Here is a 21015-nt window from a genome sequence, read left to right as displayed (position 1 = left end):
CCGGCCTTGACGCTGATCGTCTGCCTGGTCGTGCTCTTCGGGGCTGCCGCGGCATGCGCCGAGGGTGGTCCCGGGCCGGTGCGGGTGACGCCGGTCACGACCACGGTCACCTCCGAGCCGACGGACAAGCCCGGCGGAACGCTGCGCTTGGTCGGCGCCACCATGCCCACCGGTGACCCCGGCTGGGCGGCTGACCCCGCTTCGAGGATGCTGGTACGGCTGGTATCGCGCCAACTGTATTCCTACCGCGCGAGCACTGACCCGGTCTTCGCCGCGGCACCCCAGCCGGATCTGGCGGTTGGCCCCCCTGAGATCAGCGAGGGCGGGAAGGTCTACACGGTCGTCCTGCGTTCCTCGGTGCGCTGGGACACCCCCGGCTTCAGGCGGGTCACCGCGACCGATGTCGCCCGCGGCATCAAGCGGTTGTGCACCCCGCCGAAGCCTTCGCCCATGCGGGGGTACTTTGCCGCCACCGTGACGGGTTTCGCCGTCTACTGTGACGATCTCGCGCGGACTCCGGTGGCTGGCGCGCGTGACTTCATCGAGCATCGCGACATCAGCGGTGTCCAGGTCATCGGCGATGAGACCATCGAGTTCCACCTGCTTGCGCCGGCCTCCGACTTTGCCGATGTCCTGGCCCTGCCGGCGGCGGCCCCGGTACCGCAGGAGGCTTTGGCATACCCGCCGGATTCGTCGGGCTACCTGGAGCACCTCATCTCCGATGGCCCTTACCATTTCTCGGCGGCCGTGAACGACGAGGCCTACCGGCTCTCCCGTAACCCGGCCTGGAGCGCGTCATCGGACGGTGTCCGCCCGGCACTTGCCGACCATGTCACGCTACGCATCAACATGGACGCCGCCACCGCCCAGGCTGAGATCGAGTCCGGGCGGGCTGACCTGGCTCTCGACAGTCCCGTACCCGCCGCGGAGGTGGCGGGGCTGGACGCCCGGGCGGACGGTCGGCTGTCCACCGACGGCCCGGGATCCGTCGTGTCGCTCACCGTGGGGCTGCACGGCCCGGCCGCCGCAGCCCTGCGGGTGAGCGCCGTCCGGGTGGCGCTCACGTACTGCGTGGACCGCGCGGCCGTCGCGGCGGCTCTCGGCGGGCCTGTCACGGCCACCGCGACCGCGCAGTTGCTGCAGGCCCCCATGGCCGGCTACCAGCCTCGGGATCCCTTCCCCACGCTCGGCTCGACCGGCGACGCGACCCGTTGCCGGGAGGGCGCGCGGAGCGCGCCTGGCGGTCCGCTGACCGCGCTGACCCTGCTCACCACCGATTCGGCCGCGGCCGCGGGCGTGGCGTCAGCGCTCCGGGATGGTTTCGCCCGCGGGGGCGTGGCACTGCGCGTCATCGCGGTGCCCGCCGTCGACTATCCTTCGCGCGCCATGGCGGCCACCGAAAGCCAGTCCTGGGACCTCGCCCTGGACACCGTGACGCCACAGTGGTTCGGCAATGCCGGGCGCACCGTGTTCCAGCCCATGCTGGAGCCGGCATGGTCGGGGCCCCGACCGGCCGATGGCGGATACCGTAATGAACAGATCACCTTGTTGCTGCACAGCGCCCTCGCCGAGCGTGATGCCGCCACCGCCAACACCCGCTGGGGTGATCTGGAACGGGAGCTGCTCACCGATGCCGCGGTTATCCCGTTGGCTGTTACCGTGGTGCCGCGTATGCACAGCGTTAACGTTCGTGGTTTCGTACGGCTGGGCTCGCTCGACAACGGTGATCCCACCAGCGTATCTATGGGCATTGCGTGAGAAGTGCGCTTACAGTGACCTGAAACCGTCGTGCGGATGACCGGCGGTGGTGGGTGCGACGAGGTCGGCCCATCTCGTCTTACACTCGGTCAGGCCGAACCGGCAGGCGCTGGGGGCCGGGTCCGGAGTCAACCAGCGGGACGAGACAAAGGAGTAGACGGACCGTGGCAGGTGGTAACGCCATCCGAGGAAGTCGGGTAGGAGCGGGACCAATGGGGGAGGCTGAACGGGGCGAGACCGCCCCGCGGCAGCGGATTTCCTTCTGGTGCGCCAATAATCACGAAACCAGGCCGTCGTTTGCGGCGGAGGCCGCGATTCCAGAGACCTGGGACTGCCCAAGCTGCGGCTTCCCGGCGGGCCGCGACCGTGACAACGTGCCCGCGCCGCCGAAGACCGAACCGTACAAGACCCATCTCGCCTACGTCCGGGAGCGGCGTAACGAAAAAGACGGCGAGGCGATCCTGGCCGAGGCCCTTGCCAAGCTGCGGGGCGCCGTTTAGAGGCTCCGGCAACAGGGGTGTGGGTCAAGGAGCGGGGCTGGGGTCCGTGCCCCAGCCCCACGGCGCCGCGGCGGCCCTGCCTGACCGTGGAGTTCCGGCCGTGGCACCGGTCGCGGCGTTCGTCGATCGGTACCACGCGGCCCCGGCTGTTGTGACGCCAATTTGGTGATCCTGGTTGACGTGTGCCGTCTCGACAACCTACCGAGCCGGCGCCGTGGCGCGTGGTGCCGGAACCTCGGCTGCCGCGGCGCGGTCCAGCAGCCACAGCGTCCGCTCCCGGCCCTGGGCGCCCGCGGCCGGGATCTCTGGGGGGTAGGCGCCCGAGAGCGCCCGCGCCACCGCGGCGGTCTTCGCGTCCCCTGCGGCGAGCAGCCAGACCTCACGGGCCGCCCGGATGGCGGGGAGCGTGAGGGTGATCCGGACCTGCGGCGGTTTGGGGGAGTCGGGGACGGCGACGGCCGTCGCGGTGGCGTGTACGGCTGGGGAATCCGGAAAGATCGACGCTACGTGGCCGTCCGGCCCGATGCCGAGCAGCAGCACGTCGAAGGATGGGGCGGCGATGTCCGCGCCCGGCGGGGCGTGTTCGGCAAGCAGCTGTGCGTAGGTGGCCGCGGCCGCGTCGGCGTCGGCCGCGCTGTCCGGATCGCTCATCGCGAAGACCCGAGCCGGGTCCAGGGGCAGCGCGTCGAGCAGCGCCGCCCGTGCCTGGCCGTCGTTACGGTCGGGCGAGCCGAGGGAAACGAACCGCTCGTCCCCCCACCACACGTCGACCCGCCTCCAGTCGACCGTCTGGACGGCCGGACTGCCGCGCACCGCCCGCAGCGTCGCCACGCCGATACCGCCACCGGTCAGCACCACCGACGCGGTGCCGCGGGCGGCCTGCGCGTCCGCTAGGCTGATAATCATCCTGGCGGCTGTCGCGGCGGCGAGCAGGCTCGCGTCGGGGTGGATGATGACCTCGGCAGCCGCGCCCATCAGCCCGCCGCCCCCGCGATCGTGCCCGTCTTCCGTGTGATCGTGCCCGTCGTGCCCGTCGTGCCCGGGCTGTCCACACTGCTCGCCATCGGGTCGCGCCAGATGTGCTCGCGCACCGGGGAACGAGCTGCCAGCCCCTTGACCGTGCTCCAGGCGGCCAGCGCATCCGCGTAGGGCCCGTCGTGGTCAAGCCTGCGCAGCTCCTCGGCCAGCAGATCGCCGAGACCGCGTTCGGCCAGCGGCACGGCCCGGTCGGGCTGGCCGGGCCGTTTCAGCACAGCGGTGCGGGAGTCCTGCCGGGCAACCGTCAGTTCGCCGTCATTAAGATCAAAACGTACTTCGGCAAGCCCGTGGTGCGACTTCGTCTCCACGCTGACCGGTAGGCCCAAACGGTCGGACAGCCACCCGGACAGCAGACAGACGCTGGGGTCGCGGTCGCCGCCGGCAATGGTGGCCGCCCGCGGCCTCTCGGTGAGCGACTCGAAGGCGGCGGCGATCAGGGTCCGCCAGGCGGTCAGCCGCGTCCAGGCGAGGTCGGTGTCGCCGGGGGCGAAGTCCGCCGCCCGCTGGCGCAGCGCGGCGACGGGATCGTCCGCCGCGGACGTGTCGGTGACTCGTCGGTCGGCGAAAACCCCGAGCGGATCGTAAGCGATGTGGTCCGGCGGGACACCGTGCCACCAGGTGATCACTGGCGCGTCCGGTGCCAACAACGGCAGGACCACCGACTCCGCGTGCAGGCTGAGGCGCCCGAACATGCGCATGACCACAGCCTCACCCGGCCCGAGCCGCCCCCCGATGGAGACCTCGGCGTCCAACCGCGAACTGGCGGCGTCCAGCTGGCGCCGGACGACGATGAGCAGCCGGCACGGGTGGGCCGCCGCCGCCGTGGTCGCGGCGCTCTCAGCGACACCGACGTGCTTTTCGTCCACCACGACCACCAGGGTCAGCGCCAGGCCGAAGGCGAGCGCGCCGGCCGAGCGCCGCTCGGCCGCCAACGCCCTGACAACGTCGGAGCCGGTCGTGTCCCACAGGGTCGTCATAGGTCGCCTCCCTGGTCCTTCAGTCCACGGTCCTTCAGAGTCCACGGTCCTTCAGAGTCCACCGGGCGCTCCAGCCGCTGGCGGGGGAGCGATCGCGGTCACCGGCTTCGCGCTCGCCGGCCTCACGGCCGCCGCCAGCGACGCCCGTCCCGGGCGAGCATCTCGTCGGCGGCGGCCGGGCCCCAGCTGCCGGCCCGGTAGCGGAACGGGACGGTCCTCGCCCAGTAATCCTCCATCGGGTCGATCACCCGCCACGATTCGATCACCTCGGCGTTGTTCGGGAACAGTGTCGCGTCCCCGAGAAGCACGTCGAGGATGAGCCTTTCGTAGGCTTCGGGCAGCGACTCGGTGAACGCCTCACCGAACAGGAAGTCCATGGCGACATCGCGGACCTCCATGGCCGAGCCCGGCACCTTGGACCCGAATTTCAGCGTCACGCCCTCGTCCGGCTGGACCCGGACCACCAGCTGGTTGTGGCCGAGCTCGGTGGTGTCGGTGGTGTTGAAGGGCAGGTGCGGCGCTGGTTTGAACGACACGGCGATCTCCGTCACCCGGCGTGGCAGCCGTTTGCCGGTGCGCAGGTAGAAGGGCACACCAGCCCACCGGCGGGTTTCAATCCCGATCCGGACGGCGGCGTAGGTCTCCGTCCGGGACTCCGCGGGGACGCCGTCTTCCTCGAGATAGCCCTTTACCCGCCGGCCGGCGAGCCAGCCCTGTTCGTACTGGCCGCGGACGGCGTAGCCGGCGAAATCGGCCGGCAGCGAGACCGCCCGCAGCACCTTGAGTTTCTCGTACCGGATGGCCTCGGCGTTGAAGCTCACCGGCTCTTCCATCGCGGTCAGCGCCAACAGCTGCAGCAGGTGATTCTGCAGGACGTCACGGGCCGCGCCGGTTTCGTCGTAGAACCCGGCGCGTGAGCCGATACCGACGTCCTCAGCCATGGTGATCTGGACGGAGTCCACGAAGTGGGAGTTCCAGATCGGTTCGAACAAGGTGTTGGCGAATCGCAGCGCCAGCAGGTTCTGGACGGTCTCCTTGCCCAGATAGTGGTCGATGCGGAATACGTCTTCGGGGGTGAAGACCTCGTCGACCAGCTCGTTGAGCGCGCGGGCCGACTCCTGGTCGTGGCCGAAGGGCTTTTCGACCACGACCCGCCGCCAGCCCCCGGACGCCTCGTTGGATGCCATGCCGGTGCGTTGCATCTGCTTGAGGACGACGGGGAAGGCCGAGGGTGGGATGGACAGGTAGAAAGCCGCGTTCCCCGGGATCCCGTGGGTGTGCTCGAGGTCGAGCAGCGTCTGGGCGAGGGTGTCGAACGCGTGGTCGTCGTTGAACGATCCGGGGACGAGCTTTATCGAGGCGGCAAGGCGCTCCCACACCTCCTCGCGGAACGGTGTCCGCGCCCCCTCCGCCGCGGCCTCCCGGATGATTTCCGCGAAATCGCTGTCGGTCCAGTCGCGCCGGGCGAACCCGAGGAGTACGAAACCCGGTGGCAGCAGGCCCCGGTTCGCCAGATCGTAGACGGCTGGGATGAGCTTCTTGCGGGCCAGGTCACCGGTCACCCCGAAGACCACCAACGCACACGGGTCAGGCAGCCGCGGCAGGCGGCGGTCGCGCGGGTCTCGCAGTGGGTTGGTGTTCACCGTCGGTGTCACCCGAACCCCCTCTGTCCGTCCAGAATCATCGTGGGCAGGTTCAGAACCGTCGCCGGACGGCAACGACGGCAGCAACGGCGGCACCTGTCGCCGCGGGTCCGCAAAGAGCGCCCGAGCCGCCGGCCGCCGCTGGCGGGACGCCTCGCCCCGGGTCAGCCGCCGGCGGCGTCAAGCTGGCCCTCCACCGCCGTGAGCAGCTGGTTCCAGGAATCCTCGAATTTCTCCACGCCCTCGCGCTCCAGCACCTCGACCACGTCGGGGAAGGAGATACCGAGTTCGGTCAGGCGGGCCATCACCGCGCGGGCGTCCTCATAGTACGGTCTGACCGTATCGCCGCTGACCACCCCGTGGTCGGCGAAGGCGTGCAGCGTGGCCTCGGGCATCGTATTGACCGTGCCCGGGGCAATCAGTTCCTTGACATAGATCGTATCTGGCAGTGCCGGGTCTTTCGTGGAGGTCGACGCCCACAGCGGCCGCTGCGGCTTGGCGCCGGCCTTGGCAAGGGCCGACCAGCGCGGGGTCGCGAAGGCCTGCTCGTATCGCTCGTAGGCCAGCCGCGCGTTGGCGATCGCGGCCCTGCCCCGCAGCGCCCGAGCCCCCTCAGTGCCGATTTTTTCCAGGCGGCGGTCCACCTCGCTGTCCACCCGGCTGACGAAGAACGACGCCACCGAGGCGAGGGCGGACAGGTCATGGCCGGCCTGCCGGGCCTGCTCGATGCCGGTCATGAACGCGTCCATGACGGCCTCGTAACGGTTCAGCCCGAAGATCAGGGTGACGTTGACGCTGATGCCCTGGGCGAGGGTGGCAGTGATCGCCGGTAGGCCGGCGAGAGTGGCCGGGATCTTGATGAACAGGTTCGGCCGGTCGACCAGCCACCACAGCGCTCGGGCTTCGGCCAGGGTGCGTTCGCTGTCATGAGCCAGCCGCGGGTCCACCTCGATCGACACCCGGCCGTCCACGCCCGCGCTGGTCTCGTAGGCGGGGCGAAGTACGTCACAGGCGGCGCGGACGTCTGCCGCGGTGATCGCCCGGATGGCCTCACCGACGTCCACTCCGCGGATGGTGAGATCGCGGATCTGCTCGTCATACGCGGACCCGCCGCTGATCGCCTTCTGGAAGATGGTCGGGTTGCTGGTGACGCCGACGACGGCCCGGGTGCGCATCAGCTCGGCGAGGTTGCCGGTGCGTAGGCGGTCGCGGCTGATGTCGTCGAGCCAGACCGCCACTCCGGCGGCGGAAAGCTGGGCCAAGGTGTCGGTCATCGCGGTGTGACGTCCTCTCCACGGGCGTTGGTACATGGTCTGGCACTATCGGGCCGCACTGTACGGGCACGGCCACGCCGACCACCGCGGCGGCAGCTGCGGGCAGGTCGCGGCCTGCCCACGGGGCACCGTCGCGCAGGCCCCGCCGCCGTGCCACCATGATGGCTCTACCCTCTCTCGGTCGCCTCATCCCAGCGTCCGGATACTCGCGGCAGAGTGGGAAAGTTAGCGAGAACACCATCCTTCCGCTACCTCTGTTTGAGAATTTATTCGTCTGATGTGCGCCCGTGGCAGCCTTGGGTGATCGAAGGTCGTGTATTGGCGCTGGTCCGGTGCGTCCTGTACCGCGGTCGTGACCCGAAATTGTGATCTTTTCTGGCCGAATAGTGATCTTGTTTGTCGGTGGGTCGCGTGCCGGGCACGGCATCCGGCGGTTAGACTCCGACACGTCGTAGAACCATGTTGTGAGCCCCGGCCGCGGGGCCTGAGCCTGCGCGGGTGCTCTTCCTCTCCCGCCGATCGCGAGGTCGTCCTGTCCGCCTTGGCCGCGTCCACACCGGTTTCCAGCCTGCCGCAGCGGAACATGCCCGCGCAGCCTGAGCCCGGTGGGCCGGCGGGCCCGGTGAAGTCCCGGCGCCCGGCCGGAGCACTGGCCCGCTCCTACCTCGCCCTGACGAAGCCGCGGATCATCGAACAGCTGTTGATCACAACTGTACCGGTGATGCTGCTGGCCGAACGTGGTCTTCCGTCCCTGTGGCTGGTGCTCGCGACCCTGGTCGGCGGGACCTTCGCGGCGGGCAGCGCGAACACGTTCAACTGCTACATAGACCGCGACATCGACGAGGTGATGGCCCGGACGCGCCGACGGCCGCTCGTCCGGGCAAGCGTCACTCCGGCGGAGGCGCTGCGGTTCGGGATCATGCTCGGGGTGGCCGCCACGGCCCTGTTCGGTTTTGCTGTCAACTGGGTCTCGGCACTGCTCGCCGACGGGGCGATCGTGTTCTATGTCTTCGTCTACACCCTGGGGCTCAAGCGTCGTACCCCGTCCAACATCGTCATCGGCGGCGCGGCCGGGTGCTTCCCGGTGCTCATCGGTTGGTCGGCGGTGACAGGGACGGTCGGCTGGCCCGCTGTGCTGCTGTTCGCCGTGATTTTTTTCTGGACGCCCCCGCACTTCTGGGCGCTCGCCATCAAGTACCGGGACGACTACGCCGCGGCGGGCATCCCCATGCTGCCGGTCGTCGCGTCTGCCGCGGTGGTGACCAGGCGGATGCTCGGCTACTCGTACGTCATGGTGGCCGCTTCCCTGCTGCTCGTCCCCATCGCCCACACGGGATGGCCGTATCTGGCGGTGGCCGGCTCGCTCGGTGGCTGGTTCCTGTTTGAGGCCCACCGGCTGGTCCGCCAGGTCCGCCGAGGCGGGGACATCCAGCCGATGCGGCTGTTCCATATTTCGATCACCTATCTGACGCTTCTGTTCGTCGCGGTCGCGGTCGCGGCGCTCACCGCTTCCTGAGCTGAGCCAAGCCAAGCCGAGCCGCCGACGGCGGTTTCGCCCGCTTCCGCCGGAGCCGGCGGCGCGATTCTCGCCGTGCATGGCGGCGTTTGCCAGCCGTTGCCGGAAGTTGATGTTTTTATCCGACCGGTACCGCGTCGGGTCCGCGCTCGGCCGGCGCGCAGGCGGCCGGCGCACCGGCGGGCGCGTCCGGAGCCGGCCGTTCGACCATCGCGAGCCAGACCCACAGGGTGATCATCCACAGTGCGGTGGCCCCGGCGATGTGCAGTTCCACCAGGCCCACGGGCACACCGGTGAAGTACTGGGTGAACCCGATGCCGGCCTGGGCCAGCACGACGGCGGCGAGCACGGTGGTCGCGCGGACGGCCTCAGCCCGCGCCTCCCCGAGACGGACCGCGAGAACCATTGCGATCATGAGGCCCACCAGCACCATCGCCGCGTCCGCGTGCAGCTGCGCGACATTGGTGATATCGAGCCCGAAGCGTCTGGCCTGGGCCGAGTCCCCGCTGTGCGGGCCGGTGCCGGTGACCACCGTGCCGAGCAGCAGCACGGCGCCGGCGACCAGGGTGAGCACCCGGGCCAGCCAGCGCAGCTCGGGCCGGCCCACGGGGCGGGCCGGGCCGGGGCCCGATCCGGCCCGGCGGTCCAGCACGATGACGTCCACCAGCAGCAGCATCGACAGCAGGAAGTGCCCGGCCACCAGCGCGGGGTGCAACTTGAAAAGGACGGTCAGCCCGCCGAGCAGCACCTGGCCGAGGAAACCCAGCCACAGGCCGAAAGAGAGCATGACGAGGTCGCGGCGACGGTCGCGCAGCCGCAGGGAGACCAGCGGCAGCAGCAGCATCACCAGTCCGACGGCGACTGTCAGCAGGCGATTGCCGAATTCGATCCAGCCGTGCGCGGAATACTCCGGCCGGGTGACGAACGAATTGTCGCCGCAGGTGGGCCAGGTGGGGCAGCCAAGTCCGGAGCCGGTCAGCCGGACCGCGCCGCCGGTGACGACAATCAGCGCGAGCAAGGCGACGGAGATCCGGGTGAGTCGCCTGAAAACGGTGGGGCTCACTGTCGGTATTCTTCGCGATGCGTTCATCGCGGGTCATGCTACCGTCTGTAGAAGTTAGTGGGTGCGAGGGAGCCGGGCAGGGTGCCGACAGGGTACGCCATGGCCGTAAAAGATTATTCCCATTTGAAGGTCCGCGCCGCGAGGGCCAGCGAACCGATGGCCCAGGCGAGCAACACGGCGAGATCCGTGACAGGCAGCCCGGCGGAGCCCCGCAGGACCGCGCGCAGTCCCTCCGACGCCGCGGCCGTGGGCAGCAGCGCGCCCAGGCTCGCCAGCCAGCCAGGCAGCCGGGAGAGTGGGAAGACGATCCCGCCCACGAGCAACAACAGCAGGTAGACACCGTTGGCCGCGGCCAGGGTGGCTTCCGCCCGCAGCGTGCCCGCCATGAGCAGCCCGAGGCCGGAGAAGGCCACCGTCGCCACCAGCAGGAGCAACGCCACCGACAGCGGGGAGCCGTGCGGATGCCAGCCGGCGCCGAGGCCCACGGCGACTATCAACAGAACCTGGATGATCTCTACGCCGACCACGGCCAGTGTCTTGCCGGCGAGCAGGATCACGCGTGGCAGGGGGCTGGCGCCGAGCCGTTTGAGCACACCGTAGGAACGCTCGAAACCGGTCGCGATGGCCTGCCCGGTGAACGCCGTCGACATGACCGCGAGGGCCAGGACGCCGGGGACGAGAAAGTCCACCGGCGCACCCGCACCGGTGGGCAGCACGTCCACGGCGGTGAAGAACAGCAGCAGGCCAACTGGAATGATCATGGTGAGCAGCACCGATTCGCCGCGGCGCAGCGTCAGCTTCATTTCGATCATCGTCTGCGCCCGCAGCATGGCCGGCCAGCGCGCGGCACCAGGCGCCGGGCGAAGATCGAGTGGGCGCCGGGCGGCTGGTAGCTGTCCGGCCACTGTCGTCTCGGATGGTGCGCCGGTGCTGGCACCGGCGTCCATGCCGGTCACGGACGCAGCCCCGAGCCGGTGAGTTCCACGAACACGTCCTCCAGGCTGCGCTGTTCGACTCTGAGGTCCTCGGCCAGTACACCGTTGCTTGCGCACCACGCGGTCACGGCCGCGAGCAGCTGCGGGTCGATCGTGCCGTGCACGACGTAGCGACCGGCGGGCTCCTCGCGGGCGACCGTCCCGTCCGGGAGGGCCAGCACGAGGCGGTCGATGTCGAGACCCGCGGGTGCCCGGAAGCGCAGCTGCCCCTCGGCGCCGCCGCGGGTCAGTTCGGCCGGGGAGCCCGCCGCCAGCATCCCGCCATGGTCGACGATCACGACGTGGTCGGCGAGCCGCTCCGCCTCGTCCATGGCGTGGGTGGTGAGCACCACCGTCACCCCGCAGACACGCAGCTCTTCGACCAGCTCCCAGGTGGCTCGGCGGGCCTGCACGTCCAGGCCGGCGGTGGGCTCGTCCAGGAAGACGAGCTCGGGCCGGCCCACCAGCGCCATTGCCAGGGACAGCCGCTGGCGCTGGCCGCCGGACAGGCGCCGGTAGGGCGTGCGCGCTGCCCCGGCCATGCCGACCCGCTCGAGCAGAGAGCCGACGTCCAGCGGGTTGCGGTGATGAGCGGCGAGCAGCGCGAGCATTTCGCCGGCTCGGGCACCCGGGTAGACCCCGCCAGCCTGGAGCATGACCCCCACCCGAGGGCGCAGGGCGGCCACGTCGCGCCGAGGATCGAGACCGAGCACCCGCACATGGCCCGCGTCCGCGTGCCGGAAGCCCTCGCAGATCTCGATGGTGGTGGTCTTGCCCGCGCCGTTGGGGCCGAGCAGGGCCGTCACCGAACCGGTTACCACGCTCAGCGACAGGTTGTTGACGGCCCGAATGGGTTGGCCGGAACGTGGCCAGTAGGTCTTGACCAGGTCGGCAACCTCGACTGCCAGATCCTCCGCCACACTGGCGATCCTACGGACCACTGCGTGCACGGCGCGCGGCATGTCTCGGCCGGCATGTATCGGTGCAGGTAACGGCAGGCACCGGTACGCGAAGGGCCGGGCGGCAGCGAAGATCCGGGCGGCAGCAGCCAGGGCGTGTCCCGAAAGCCATCTGGACGCGGCTCCCGATCGAACGACGGCTTCCGAAGCACGCCGCAGGTCAGGTCTGATGGACCGTCAACCGCGTGGATCGATACCCGCATCGGCCACCGGCCACCGGCCACCATCCAGCAGACATGCGCTAACTGTGCCGTCCCCGAGGTGACGGGGGCCGCTGGCCGGGGCTCGGGTCCGCGAGCGCGCCCCAGGCGCCGAGGCGTTGGTACAGGATCAACGGGGTTGTGCTGTACAGCCGGGCCAGCGGGCGCAGGTCGGTCCGCCGCAGGCGCAGCACGTCCCGGGAGCTCTCCGCGCGCAGCACCTGGATGATCGCGATCCACCGCCGCAGTGGCCCGGTGCGGGTCGGTGGCAGTTTGCGCAGCCGGTGCAGGTCGATGGCAAGCGGCGGCAGCCGTACCAGCTCGGGCCTGGCCGACGGTGGCGGGACAAGCATGATCGTGGCTACGTCGTAGAGCTCGGCCAGTTCCACCAGGCGATGTACGCGCAGCGCGCGGTTGCCGCGTTCGTAGGCGCCGAGGGTGCCTGCCGTCCAACGCCCGTTGGTCCGCTCCTGGACGTCGAGGAGGGACATCCCGCGTCGGTGGCGGGTGGCCCGCAGCCGGTGCCCCAGCTCCGCGGCGTAGTCCCTGCTTGCACCGGAGTGGGCCTCGGTCACGCTCTCCGTCCGGGTCACAACGAACCAGGGACGCCGTTCGCCCCCCTGCCGCAGCCTGGCAGGAGTTGGCCCGCGAGACGACCGTCTCGTTCATGATCCTATGTTGATAGGAGTGGTCTGCCTGTGGTAGCTCGATCGCCGAAGGTGCTGGCGGGGCCGGGCGCCGGCCCGTCCGCGCTCCCGGAGACCTCGCGTCACGTCTTCGGCGCGGCCCGGGAAAGGGGTGTGGCGCATCAGACGCTCGGCTCGATCACATGGTCCACGCCCAGGTCAGATGCCACGATGGTCAGGTATTCCGACAGCTCGCGCCGACTCGGCACACAGGCTTGTTCGACCCCCGGCGGGAAATAGGGCACAGTGGTGTTGTGAAAAGCATGCCCGACGCTTCCAGCGGCACGGTGGCCGATGGCCGTACCCGTGACCGTGTCGCGCGCCTGCTCCTGGAACTCGGTCCCTCGACCGCGGTCACGCTCGCCGCTCATCTCGGCCTGTCCCCGGCGGCGATCCGCCGGCATCTTGACGCGATGCTCGCCGAGGAAACGATCACGATCCGGTCGGCGCGGGCCGCGGGCCCACGCGGCCGCGGGCGTCCAGCCCGGCTCTACCAGCTCACCGCGGCCGGGCACGCGGCGGGCCCGACCGCGTACGAAGACCTTGCGGCCAGCGCGCTGAGTTTCCTCGCCGGCGTCGCGGGCCACCAAGGTGTCGCGGAGTTCGCCGAGGCGCGCGCCGCGGAGCTGGAACGCCGCGTCAAGCCGGCGGTGGCCGACGCCGATCCGGCGGACCGGCCGGCGGTGCTGGCGGCGGCCATGTCCGCCGCCGGCTACACCGCCAGCGCCTCGTCACTGCCGACCGGCGTCCAGATCTGCCAGCACCACTGCCCGGTCCAGCACGTCGCGGAGCGATTTCCCGAGCTCTGCGGAGCGGAGACCGCCGCATTGGCGAGGTTGCTCGACTCCCATGTCCAGCGGCTCGCGACAATCGCGCACGGCGACGGGGTGTGCACGACGCATGTTCCCCTGGAGCCTGCCCCCGTTGCCGCTACCAGTACGTCCACCGGCACCTCCACCGGCTGTACGGCTACCGCAATGAACCCCGTCACTTCCACCTCCTCGGAGGGGCCTGTCATATGACCACAACTCCCGAGACCGAGATCGACAGTCGGCCAGAGGGCCAAAGGGCGCGCGACGATCGTCAGATCGCGCGCCCGGAGGCCGTAATCCCCGCGGTGTTGGAGGGCCAAAGGGCGCGCGACGATCGTCAGATCGCGCGCCCGGAGGCCGCAGTCCCCGAGGCGCTTGAGGGCCTGGGCGCCTATAAGTTCGGCTGGTCTGACACGGACGCGTATGCGGCAACCGCCCAGCGCGGGCTGTCGGAGGCGGTCGTCCTCGGCATCTCGGCCAAGAAGAGCGAACCGGAGTGGATGACGCAGCTCCGGCTCAAGGGCCTGAAGCTCTTCGGCCGCAAGCCCATGCCGACCTGGGGCGCGGACCTGTCCGGGATCGACTTCGACAATATCAAGTACTTTGTCCGGTCGACCGAGAAGCAGGCTGCCACCTGGGACGATCTGCCCGCGGACATCCGTAGCACCTACGACAGGCTCGGCATTCCTGAAGCCGAGAAGCAGCGCCTGGTCTCCGGCGTGGCGGCTCAGTACGAAAGTGAAGTCGTTTACCACAAGATTCGTGAGGATCTTGAGGAGCAGGGTGTTATCTTCCTCGACACCGACACCGGCCTGCGGGAGCATCCGGAGATTTTCCAGGAGTACTTCGGGTCGGTCATCCCGGTCGGGGACAACAAGTTCGCCGCGCTCAACACCGCGGTGTGGTCCGGTGGTTCTTTCATCTACGTACCGCCGGGCGTGCATGTCGACATTCCGCTCCAGGCCTATTTCCGCATCAACACCGAGAACATGGGCCAGTTCGAGCGGACGCTCATCATCGTCGACGAGGGTGCCTACGTGCACTACGTCGAGGGTTGCACGGCACCGATCTACTCCTCCGACTCGCTGCACTCGGCGGTCGTGGAGATCGTGGTGAAGAAGAACGCCCGCTGTCGGTACACGACCATCCAGAACTGGTCGAACAACGTGTACAACCTGGTCACCAAGCGGGCGGCCTGCCAGGCCGGCGGCACCATGGAGTGGATCGACGGAAACATCGGCTCCAAGGTGACAATGAAGTACCCGGCCGTGTGGCTGCTCGGTGAGCAGGCCAAGGGCGAGGTGCTCTCGATCGCGTTCGCCGGCCCCGGCCAGCACCAGGACGCCGGTGCGAAGATGGTGCACGCCGCGCCGCGGACATCATCCAAGATCGTTTCCAAGTCGGTGGCCCGCGGCGGCGGCCGGACGTCCTACCGGGGCCTGGTCCAGATCCAGGACGACGCGCACAACGCGCGGGCGACGGTGAAGTGTGACGCCCTGTTGGTGGACGCGATCAGTCGTTCCGACACCTACCCGTACGTGGACGTCCGGGAGGACGACGCCTCCATCGGGCATGAGGCCACCGTGTCCAAGGTCGGGGAGGACCAGCTCTTCTACCTGATGAGCCGCGGGCTCTCCGAGGATGAGGCCATGGCCATGGTCGTGCGCGGGTTCGTCGAGCCGATCGCCCGGGAACTGCCGATGGAGTACGCCCTCGAGCTCAACCGGCTGATCGAGCTGCAGATGGAAGGCGCGGTCGGCTGATGGTGACCGCTCCCATCCACAACGGCTCGCGGGACGGTTCGGCCGCAGGATCCGCCGCGGGATCCCCGGCCGGTCCGGCTGTGCTGGTGCCCGGGTCCTCGACCGGTTCGCCGGCCGGGTCGAAGGCGGGGGTGTCGGCGGGGCGGCCCGACGGCCGGCCGCGTCCGGTGCGCTCCCGCGACCCCCAGGTTCATCCGCTACCGACCGGCCGCGAGGAGGAGTGGCGGTTCACTCCGTTGCGCCGGCTCGGCGGCCTGCTCGGTGGCCCGGCCGCCGACGCCACGTTCACGGTGGATGTCGAAGCGCCCCCGGGAGTGACGGTTGAGCGCGTCGGCATCGATGACGCCCGCGTCGGGCGGGTGCTCACCCCGGCCGACCGTGTGTCGGCGTTCGCGATGACCCGCGCCGAGCATGCCGTGGTCGTCACCGTGCCCGCCGAGGCGGCCCCGGACACGCCGGTGGTCGTCCGGCTGCACGGCTCCGGCGGAACGGCCTACGGCCACCTGGTGGTCGAAGTCGGCGCGTTCGCCTCGGTCACGGTGGTGCTCGATCACACCGGACAGGCCGTCTTCGCCGGCAACGTCGAGCTGTCCATCGGCGACAGCGCGTCCCTGGTCTTCGTGTCGCTCCAGGATTGGGATCCCGGCGCTGTGCACGTCGCCGCACACGCGGCCAGGGTCGGCCGGGACGCCCGGTTCCGTTCGTTCACGGTGACTCTCGGTGGAGATCTCGTCCGCTTGTCGCCCACCGTCACCTACGCCGGACCTGGCGGGGATGCCGAGCTCTACGGGCTGTTCTTCACCGACGCCGGCCAGCACCAGGAGCACCGGCTGCTGGTTGATCACAGCCCGCGGTCCTGCCGCAGCCGGGTCGCTTACAAGGGCGCGTTGCAGGGCGAGGGCGCGCACGCGGTGTGGATCGGTGACGTGGTGATTGGCGCGGACGCCGTGGGTACCGACACCTACGAGCTGAACCGTAACCTCGTCCTCACCGATGGTGCCCGTGCGGACTCGGTGCCGAACCTGGAGATATCCACCGGCGAGGTCGTCGGGGCCGGCCACGCCAGCGCCACCGGCCGTTTCGACGACGAGGCGCTGTTCTACCTGATGGCGCGGGGCATCCCGGCGGACGAGGCGCGACGGCTGGTGGTCCGCGGCTTCTTCGCCGAGATCGTCGACCGGATCGAGATCGGCTCTCTCCGGGAACGGATCACCGCGGCGGTCGAGGCGGAGCTGGACGGGGTCGTCTAGTGGGTGTTTTTCAGCGTGTGTGCGCGTTGGCGGACCTCAGCGAGGAGTCCGCGCTCGGCGTCGAGGTCGGCGGGCAGCCGGTGTGCCTGGCGCTGGCCGGTGGGCAGGTCTACGCCATCCGCGACGAGTGTTCCCACGCCGAGGTGATGCTCTCCCACGGCGAGGTCGAGGACGCGAGGATCGAATGCTGGCTGCACGGCTCGCAGTTCGACCTTGCCACAGGTGAACCCGTCGGGCTGCCGGCAACCGAGCCGGTACCCGTCTATCCGGTGAAGATCGACGGTGACGACGTGCTCGTCGACATCGGGCAGTCATAGCGGCTTGTAGGACATAGCGGTTTTTAGGAGACTGATCAAGTGTCGACCCTTGAGATCCGTAACCTCCATGTCTCGGTGGAGACCGATTCCACCGAGGGGAGGGAGATCCTGCGCGGTGTGGACCTGACGATCCGCCGCGGCGAGACCCATGCGATCATGGGGCCGAACGGCTCCGGCAAGTCGACGCTGGCGTACTCCATCGCCGGTCACCCCAAGTACACGATCACCAGTGGTTCGGTGGCGTTGGACGGGGTCGACGTGCTCGCGATGAGCGTGGACGAACGCGCCCGCGCCGGGGTCTTCCTTGCCATGCAGTACCCGGTTGAGGTGCCCGGCGTGTCGGTGTCGAACTTCCTGCGCTCATCCGTGACAGCCGTGCGCGGCGAGGCGCCCAAACTGCGTACGTGGGTCAAGGAAGTCCGTGAGTCCATGGCGACCCTGGAAATGGACCCGGCATTCGCCGAGCGCAGCGTCAACGAGGGTTTTTCCGGTGGCGAGAAGAAGCGTCACGAAATCCTTCAGATGGCCCTGCTCAAGCCGAAGATCGCTATCTTGGACGAGACCGACTCGGGCCTTGACGTGGACGCGCTGCGGATCGTCTCCGCCGGCATCGAATCCGTCCGCGCGGCCGGGGAGACCGGTATTCTTCTGATCACCCATTACACCCGTATCCTGCGTTATGTGAAGCCGGAGTTCGTCCATGTGATGGCTGGCGGGCGCATCGTCGACTCCGGCGGCCCCGAGCTCGCCGCGGTCTTGGAGGACGGCGGCTACGACCGGTATGTCAAGGCGACCGAGGCGACCGAGGTGCCTGCGCCGGCCGGGACGGCGGTATGACGATGACGGACGCGATGCCCTCGCCCACGCGGCGCACCGCCGCTCAGCCGGGGGGCGGGTACGACGTCGATCAGGTCCGCAAGGACTTCCCGATCCTGGCCCGGCGTGTCCACGACGGCCGGCCGCTGGTCTACCTCGACAGCGCGGCCAGCTCGCAGAAGCCCACGGCCGTCCTCGACGCCGAGCGGGACTACTACGAGCTGCACAACGCCAACGTCCACCGCGGCATCCACGTGCTGGCCGAGGAGGCGACCGCGCTGTACGAGTCCGCTCGCGACCGGGTCGCAGCCTTCATCGGCGCGCCCGGGCGTGACGAGGTCGTCTTCACCAAGAACTCCTCCGAGGCGCTGAACCTCGTCGCCTACGCGATGAGCAACGCGGCTGCCGCCGGCCCGGAGGCGGAGCGGTTCCGTCTCGGGCCGGGCGACGAGGTCGTCATCACCGAGATGGAGCACCATTCCAACCTGGTGCCCTGGCAGATGCTGTGCCAGCGGACCGGGGCGGCCCTGCGCTGGATCGGTCTCACCGACGACGGCCGTCTCGACCTGGCGGATGTGGAGAAAGTGATCACCGAGCGGGCGAAGGTCGTCTCGTTCGTGCACCAGTCGAACATCCTCGGCACGGTCAACCCGGTGGCGACGCTGGTCGACCGGGCTCGGGCGGTGGGCGCGCTGACCGTCCTGGACGCCTCCCAGTCCGTGCCGCACATGCCGATCGACGTGACCGCGCTCGGGGTGGATTTCCTCGCCTTCACCGGCCACAAGATGTGCGGGCCGACCGGTATCGGCGTGCTGTGGGGCCGGGGTGAGCTGCTGGCGGTGATGCCGCCGTTCCTCGGTGGCGGCGAGATGATCGAAGTGGTGACGATGGAGGCGTCGACGTATGCCGTGCCACCGCACCGGTTCGAGGCCGGCACACCGATGATCGCCCAGGCGGTCGGCCTCGGTGCCGCGGTCGACTACCTCACCGATCTCGGCATGGACGCGATCGCCGCCCATGAGCACGACATCACCGCCTACGCACTCGACCAGCTGGCCACCGTGCCGGGCCTACGGATCATCGGGCCGCCGGACGCGGTCGACCGGGGCGGCGCCGTCTCGTTCGTGCTCACCGGGTCCGACAACCGGCCGCTGCACCCCCACGATGTCGGCCAGCTGCTCGACGAACGGGGTATCGCCGTTCGCGTGGGACACCACTGCGCCCGCCCGGTCTGCCTGCGCTACGGCGTCCCGGCCACGACTCGGGCCTCCTTCCACCTGTACTCGACCCGTGGTGAGGTCGACGCGCTCGTGGAAGGCCTGGGGCATGTCCGGAGGTTCTTCGGGACGTGAAACTGGACTCCATGTACCAGGAGATCATCCTGGACCACTACCGCAACCCGCACCACCGCGGGCTGCGCGAGCCGTTCGACACCGAGGTCCACCACGTCAACCCGACCTGCGGGGACGAGGTGACACTGCGGGTCAAGGTGGCCGACGGTAAGGTCGCGGACGTCTCCTACGAGAGCGAGGGCTGTTCGATCAGCCAGGCGTCCGCGAGCGTCATGGCCGATCTCGTGATCGGCCGGTCCGTGACCGACGCGCTCGAACTCGGCCGGGAGTTCCTGGCGTTGATGCAGTCGCGCGGCACCGTCGAACCGGACGAGGATGTGCTGGAGGACGCGGTCGCCTTCGCGGGCGTGTCGAAGTACCCGGCCAGGGTCAAGTGCGCCCTGCTGTCGTGGATGGCCTGGAAGGACGCGACCGCGCAGGCGGTGGGCGGTATCCCGGAACAGGAGGTGGACCGGTGAGCGAGACCACCGTGACCGAACAGGACCCGACCGTGGCTGAAGTGGGAACGGCCGAACCGGTCGCGTCGGCCGTAGCGACGGCCGGTGACACTGCTGTGGACAAGGCCGTGGACAAGGCCGCTGTCGATGACGTCGAGGAGGCCATGCGCGACGTCGTCGACCCCGAGCTCGGCATCAACGTCGTCGACCTCGGTCTCGTCTACGGCATCAACGTCCACGACGACAACACGGTCACCCTGGACATGACGCTGACGTCGGCGGCCTGCCCGCTGACCGACGTGATCGAGGACCAGACCCGTTCGGCCCTGACCGACGGGCCGGATGCCCTGGTCAACGACGTGACCATCAACTGGGTCTGGATGCCCCCGTGGGGTCCCGACAAGATCACCGATGACGGTCGCGACCAGCTGCGGGCTCTCGGCTTCAACGTCTGACCTGTTCTTCCCATCTCAGGTTCATGATCGGCGCGTGTTTGTTGTTGTGTACGCTTTTCCGGCTGAAATGCGTGCCGACCGACAAACACGCGACGATCATGAGTGCTGATTGCCGACGGCGAGGGCGTGCGCCACGGTCTGGGCTACGTAGTCGGCGCGCTGAGTTATGTCGGCCCAGGTGAAGCGGAGCACCGTCCACCCCAGCATGGCCAGCGTGTTCTGCCGGTAGCGGTCGCGGTACAGTGCGTCCGGTTCAGCGTGCACGGCCGTACCGTCGGCTTCGACGTCGAGTCGTCGGCTCGGCCAGGCGAGGTCAAGGCGGGCGACGACGCGTCCGGCCATATTCCTGACCGGCCACTGGAGCTGCTCGGGACCCAGGCCCGCGTCCATGAGGAGCAGCCGCAGCCGCGTTTCGAGCGGGGACTCGGCTCGGCCGTCAGCGTGCTGCCACCAGCTCGATCGCGTTGCCGCGCCCAGCCTGCCGAAGACGAGCGACCGAGCGCTGTTGAGATCGGTGAGATGGCCATCGTGCAACACCGCGTCCATGAGGGCGACGGCGTCATCGCGGCTACGACGCAGCACCATGTCGGCGAGCGTGCGTGGCGCCGACGTCGCCGGAACGCCGCAGACATCTGTGACCTGGGCGAGCGGTATGTCGGCCCAGTGCAGTACGACGCCGTCCGGCTGTGCCCGCGCGGCTCTGCGTGGCAGCAGGAGGTGCACCGGTTCGCTGGGCGCTGCCGTCGGGAGGCCGCCGAACCCGAGGAGCCGCGCCGCGGTGATCTCGCCTGCGACGGCGTCCGACCTGCGTAGCAAAGCGGCCCGAACCCGGCTCCGGAGCGGATGGGCTCCTGGCACGAGGTAGGCGCCTCGGCGCGGCTGCCGCCACTGGCCGATCTGGACGAGATGCGCGATCTGCCGGCGGGTCAGTCCGAAAGCCTGAGCCTGGGCTGTAGTGATCATCCCGTCCTGCCGCCGTGCCTGACGAAGGAGATCCGGGGTCAGATCGGGACGGGGATCGAGCATGACTGGATTTTTCCTGCGCCGGTTGGAGCGGCGCCATGCCTGGAACTGATCTGTGGACAACCACCGGCATTCGCTGACGACCGCTGACATCCACCGTTCATGATCGGCGCGTGTTTGTCATTGTGTACGTTTTTCCGGCTGAAATGCGTGCCGACCGACAAACACGCGCCGATCATCCTGGGGCCGGGCCCTGTCCGAT

Annotated in this window: 20 protein-coding genes; 11 read left to right on the top strand and 9 right to left on the bottom strand. The window is 69.4% G+C overall.

Annotated features, from left to right (window positions below):
- Positions 1 to 6: 6 nt before the first annotated feature.
- Both MJ777_RS01050 and MJ777_RS01045 read left to right on the top strand, forming a co-directional pair.
- Positions 7 to 1758, top strand: coding sequence for an ABC transporter substrate-binding protein (locus MJ777_RS01050; RefSeq protein WP_239308508.1), 1752 nt, complete (start codon positions 7 to 9; stop codon positions 1756 to 1758).
- 164 nt (positions 1759 to 1922) lie between these two features.
- Positions 1923 to 2258, top strand: coding sequence for an RNA polymerase-binding protein RbpA (locus MJ777_RS01045; RefSeq protein WP_255720378.1), 336 nt, complete (start codon positions 1923 to 1925; stop codon positions 2256 to 2258).
- Between the two features lie 198 nt (positions 2259 to 2456).
- Here MJ777_RS01045 and pgl read toward each other — a convergent pair whose 3' ends face one another.
- From pgl to tal, 4 genes are all read right to left on the bottom strand, one after another.
- The gene (gene pgl, locus MJ777_RS01040; protein WP_239308531.1) at positions 2457 to 3233 is read right to left on the bottom strand and encodes a 6-phosphogluconolactonase; all 777 of its coding nucleotides are present in this window, start codon (positions 3231 to 3233) and stop codon (positions 2457 to 2459) included.
- Complete coding sequence (locus MJ777_RS01035) at positions 3233 to 4273, bottom strand: glucose-6-phosphate dehydrogenase assembly protein OpcA (RefSeq protein WP_239346293.1); 1041 nt, start codon at positions 4271 to 4273, stop codon at positions 3233 to 3235. Before MJ777_RS01035 ends, pgl begins: the two co-directional genes overlap by 1 nt.
- Before the next feature lie 122 nt (positions 4274 to 4395).
- A complete protein-coding gene (gene zwf, locus MJ777_RS01030; protein ID WP_239308511.1) occupies positions 4396 to 5928 on the bottom strand; it encodes a glucose-6-phosphate dehydrogenase in 1533 nt (510 codons plus the stop codon).
- 152 nt (positions 5929 to 6080) lie between these two features.
- Complete coding sequence (gene tal / locus MJ777_RS01025; protein ID WP_239308512.1) at positions 6081 to 7190, bottom strand: transaldolase; 1110 nt, start codon at positions 7188 to 7190, stop codon at positions 6081 to 6083.
- Between the two features lie 583 nt (positions 7191 to 7773).
- On the opposite strand from tal, the gene MJ777_RS01020 reads away from it, so the two are divergent.
- Complete coding sequence (locus tag MJ777_RS01020; protein ID WP_239372486.1) at positions 7774 to 8706, top strand: heme o synthase; 933 nt, start codon at positions 7774 to 7776, stop codon at positions 8704 to 8706.
- A gap of 118 nt (positions 8707 to 8824) precedes the next feature.
- Here the strand turns inward: MJ777_RS01020 and MJ777_RS01015 are convergent, their stop codons facing one another.
- The 4 genes from MJ777_RS01015 to MJ777_RS01000 form a co-directional block, all read right to left on the bottom strand.
- Complete coding sequence (locus tag MJ777_RS01015; RefSeq protein WP_370651426.1) at positions 8825 to 9769, bottom strand: heme A synthase; 945 nt, start codon at positions 9767 to 9769, stop codon at positions 8825 to 8827.
- 113 nt (positions 9770 to 9882) lie between these two features.
- Positions 9883 to 10716 (bottom strand): ABC transporter permease, encoded by an 834-nt coding sequence (locus tag MJ777_RS01010; RefSeq protein WP_370652614.1) that lies wholly within the window; start codon positions 10714 to 10716, stop codon positions 9883 to 9885.
- Positions 10717 to 10721: 5 nt separating this feature from the next.
- Complete coding sequence (locus tag MJ777_RS01005) at positions 10722 to 11663, bottom strand: ABC transporter ATP-binding protein (protein WP_239308515.1); 942 nt, start codon at positions 11661 to 11663, stop codon at positions 10722 to 10724.
- 280 nt (positions 11664 to 11943) lie between these two features.
- Positions 11944 to 12477, bottom strand: a complete 534-nt coding sequence (locus tag MJ777_RS01000; protein ID WP_239308516.1) for a transcriptional regulator — start codon at positions 12475 to 12477, stop codon at positions 11944 to 11946.
- Between the two features lie 374 nt (positions 12478 to 12851).
- Between MJ777_RS01000 and MJ777_RS00995 the strand changes: the two genes are divergently transcribed.
- Genes MJ777_RS00995 through MJ777_RS00960 form a run of 8 tightly spaced genes read left to right on the top strand, consistent with a single transcriptional unit; the run spans position 12852 to position 19790 of the window.
- Positions 12852 to 13610, top strand: a complete 759-nt coding sequence (locus tag MJ777_RS00995; protein WP_239346295.1) for a metalloregulator ArsR/SmtB family transcription factor — start codon at positions 12852 to 12854, stop codon at positions 13608 to 13610.
- A complete protein-coding gene (gene sufB, locus MJ777_RS00990) occupies positions 13607 to 15163 on the top strand; it encodes a Fe-S cluster assembly protein SufB (RefSeq protein ID WP_239372485.1) in 1557 nt (518 codons plus the stop codon). The genes MJ777_RS00995 and sufB overlap by 4 nt, the downstream gene beginning before the upstream one ends.
- Positions 15163 to 16413 (top strand): Fe-S cluster assembly protein SufD, encoded by a 1251-nt coding sequence (gene sufD, locus MJ777_RS00985; RefSeq protein ID WP_239372484.1) that lies wholly within the window; start codon positions 15163 to 15165, stop codon positions 16411 to 16413. The genes sufB and sufD overlap by 1 nt, the downstream gene beginning before the upstream one ends.
- Positions 16413 to 16730 carry a non-heme iron oxygenase ferredoxin subunit gene (locus tag MJ777_RS00980; RefSeq protein WP_239372483.1) on the top strand — a complete coding sequence of 106 codons (318 nt, stop codon included), beginning with the start codon at positions 16413 to 16415 and terminating at the stop codon, positions 16728 to 16730. Before sufD ends, MJ777_RS00980 begins: the two co-directional genes overlap by 1 nt.
- Before the next feature lie 39 nt (positions 16731 to 16769).
- A complete protein-coding gene (gene sufC / locus MJ777_RS00975) occupies positions 16770 to 17567 on the top strand; it encodes a Fe-S cluster assembly ATPase SufC (protein WP_239308521.1) in 798 nt (265 codons plus the stop codon).
- Positions 17568 to 17581: 14 nt separating this feature from the next.
- Complete coding sequence (locus tag MJ777_RS00970) at positions 17582 to 18898, top strand: cysteine desulfurase (protein ID WP_370652613.1); 1317 nt, start codon at positions 17582 to 17584, stop codon at positions 18896 to 18898.
- A complete protein-coding gene (gene sufU, locus MJ777_RS00965; RefSeq protein WP_239372482.1) occupies positions 18895 to 19356 on the top strand; it encodes a Fe-S cluster assembly sulfur transfer protein SufU in 462 nt (153 codons plus the stop codon). Before MJ777_RS00970 ends, sufU begins: the two co-directional genes overlap by 4 nt.
- Positions 19353 to 19790 (top strand): metal-sulfur cluster assembly factor, encoded by a 438-nt coding sequence (locus MJ777_RS00960; RefSeq protein WP_370652611.1) that lies wholly within the window; start codon positions 19353 to 19355, stop codon positions 19788 to 19790. The genes sufU and MJ777_RS00960 overlap by 4 nt, the downstream gene beginning before the upstream one ends.
- Positions 19791 to 19886: 96 nt before the next feature.
- On the opposite strand, the gene MJ777_RS00955 is transcribed toward MJ777_RS00960, so the two are convergent.
- Positions 19887 to 20906 carry a type IV toxin-antitoxin system AbiEi family antitoxin domain-containing protein gene (locus MJ777_RS00955; protein ID WP_239372481.1) on the bottom strand — a complete coding sequence of 340 codons (1020 nt, stop codon included), beginning with the start codon at positions 20904 to 20906 and terminating at the stop codon, positions 19887 to 19889.
- Positions 20907 to 21015: the final 109 nt, after the last annotated feature.

The organism is Protofrankia sp. Cj5 (assembly GCF_917627405.1).
GTDB lineage: Bacteria > Actinomycetota > Actinomycetes > Frankiales > Frankiaceae > Protofrankia.
This window is presented reverse-complemented; position numbering and strand designations above follow the sequence as displayed.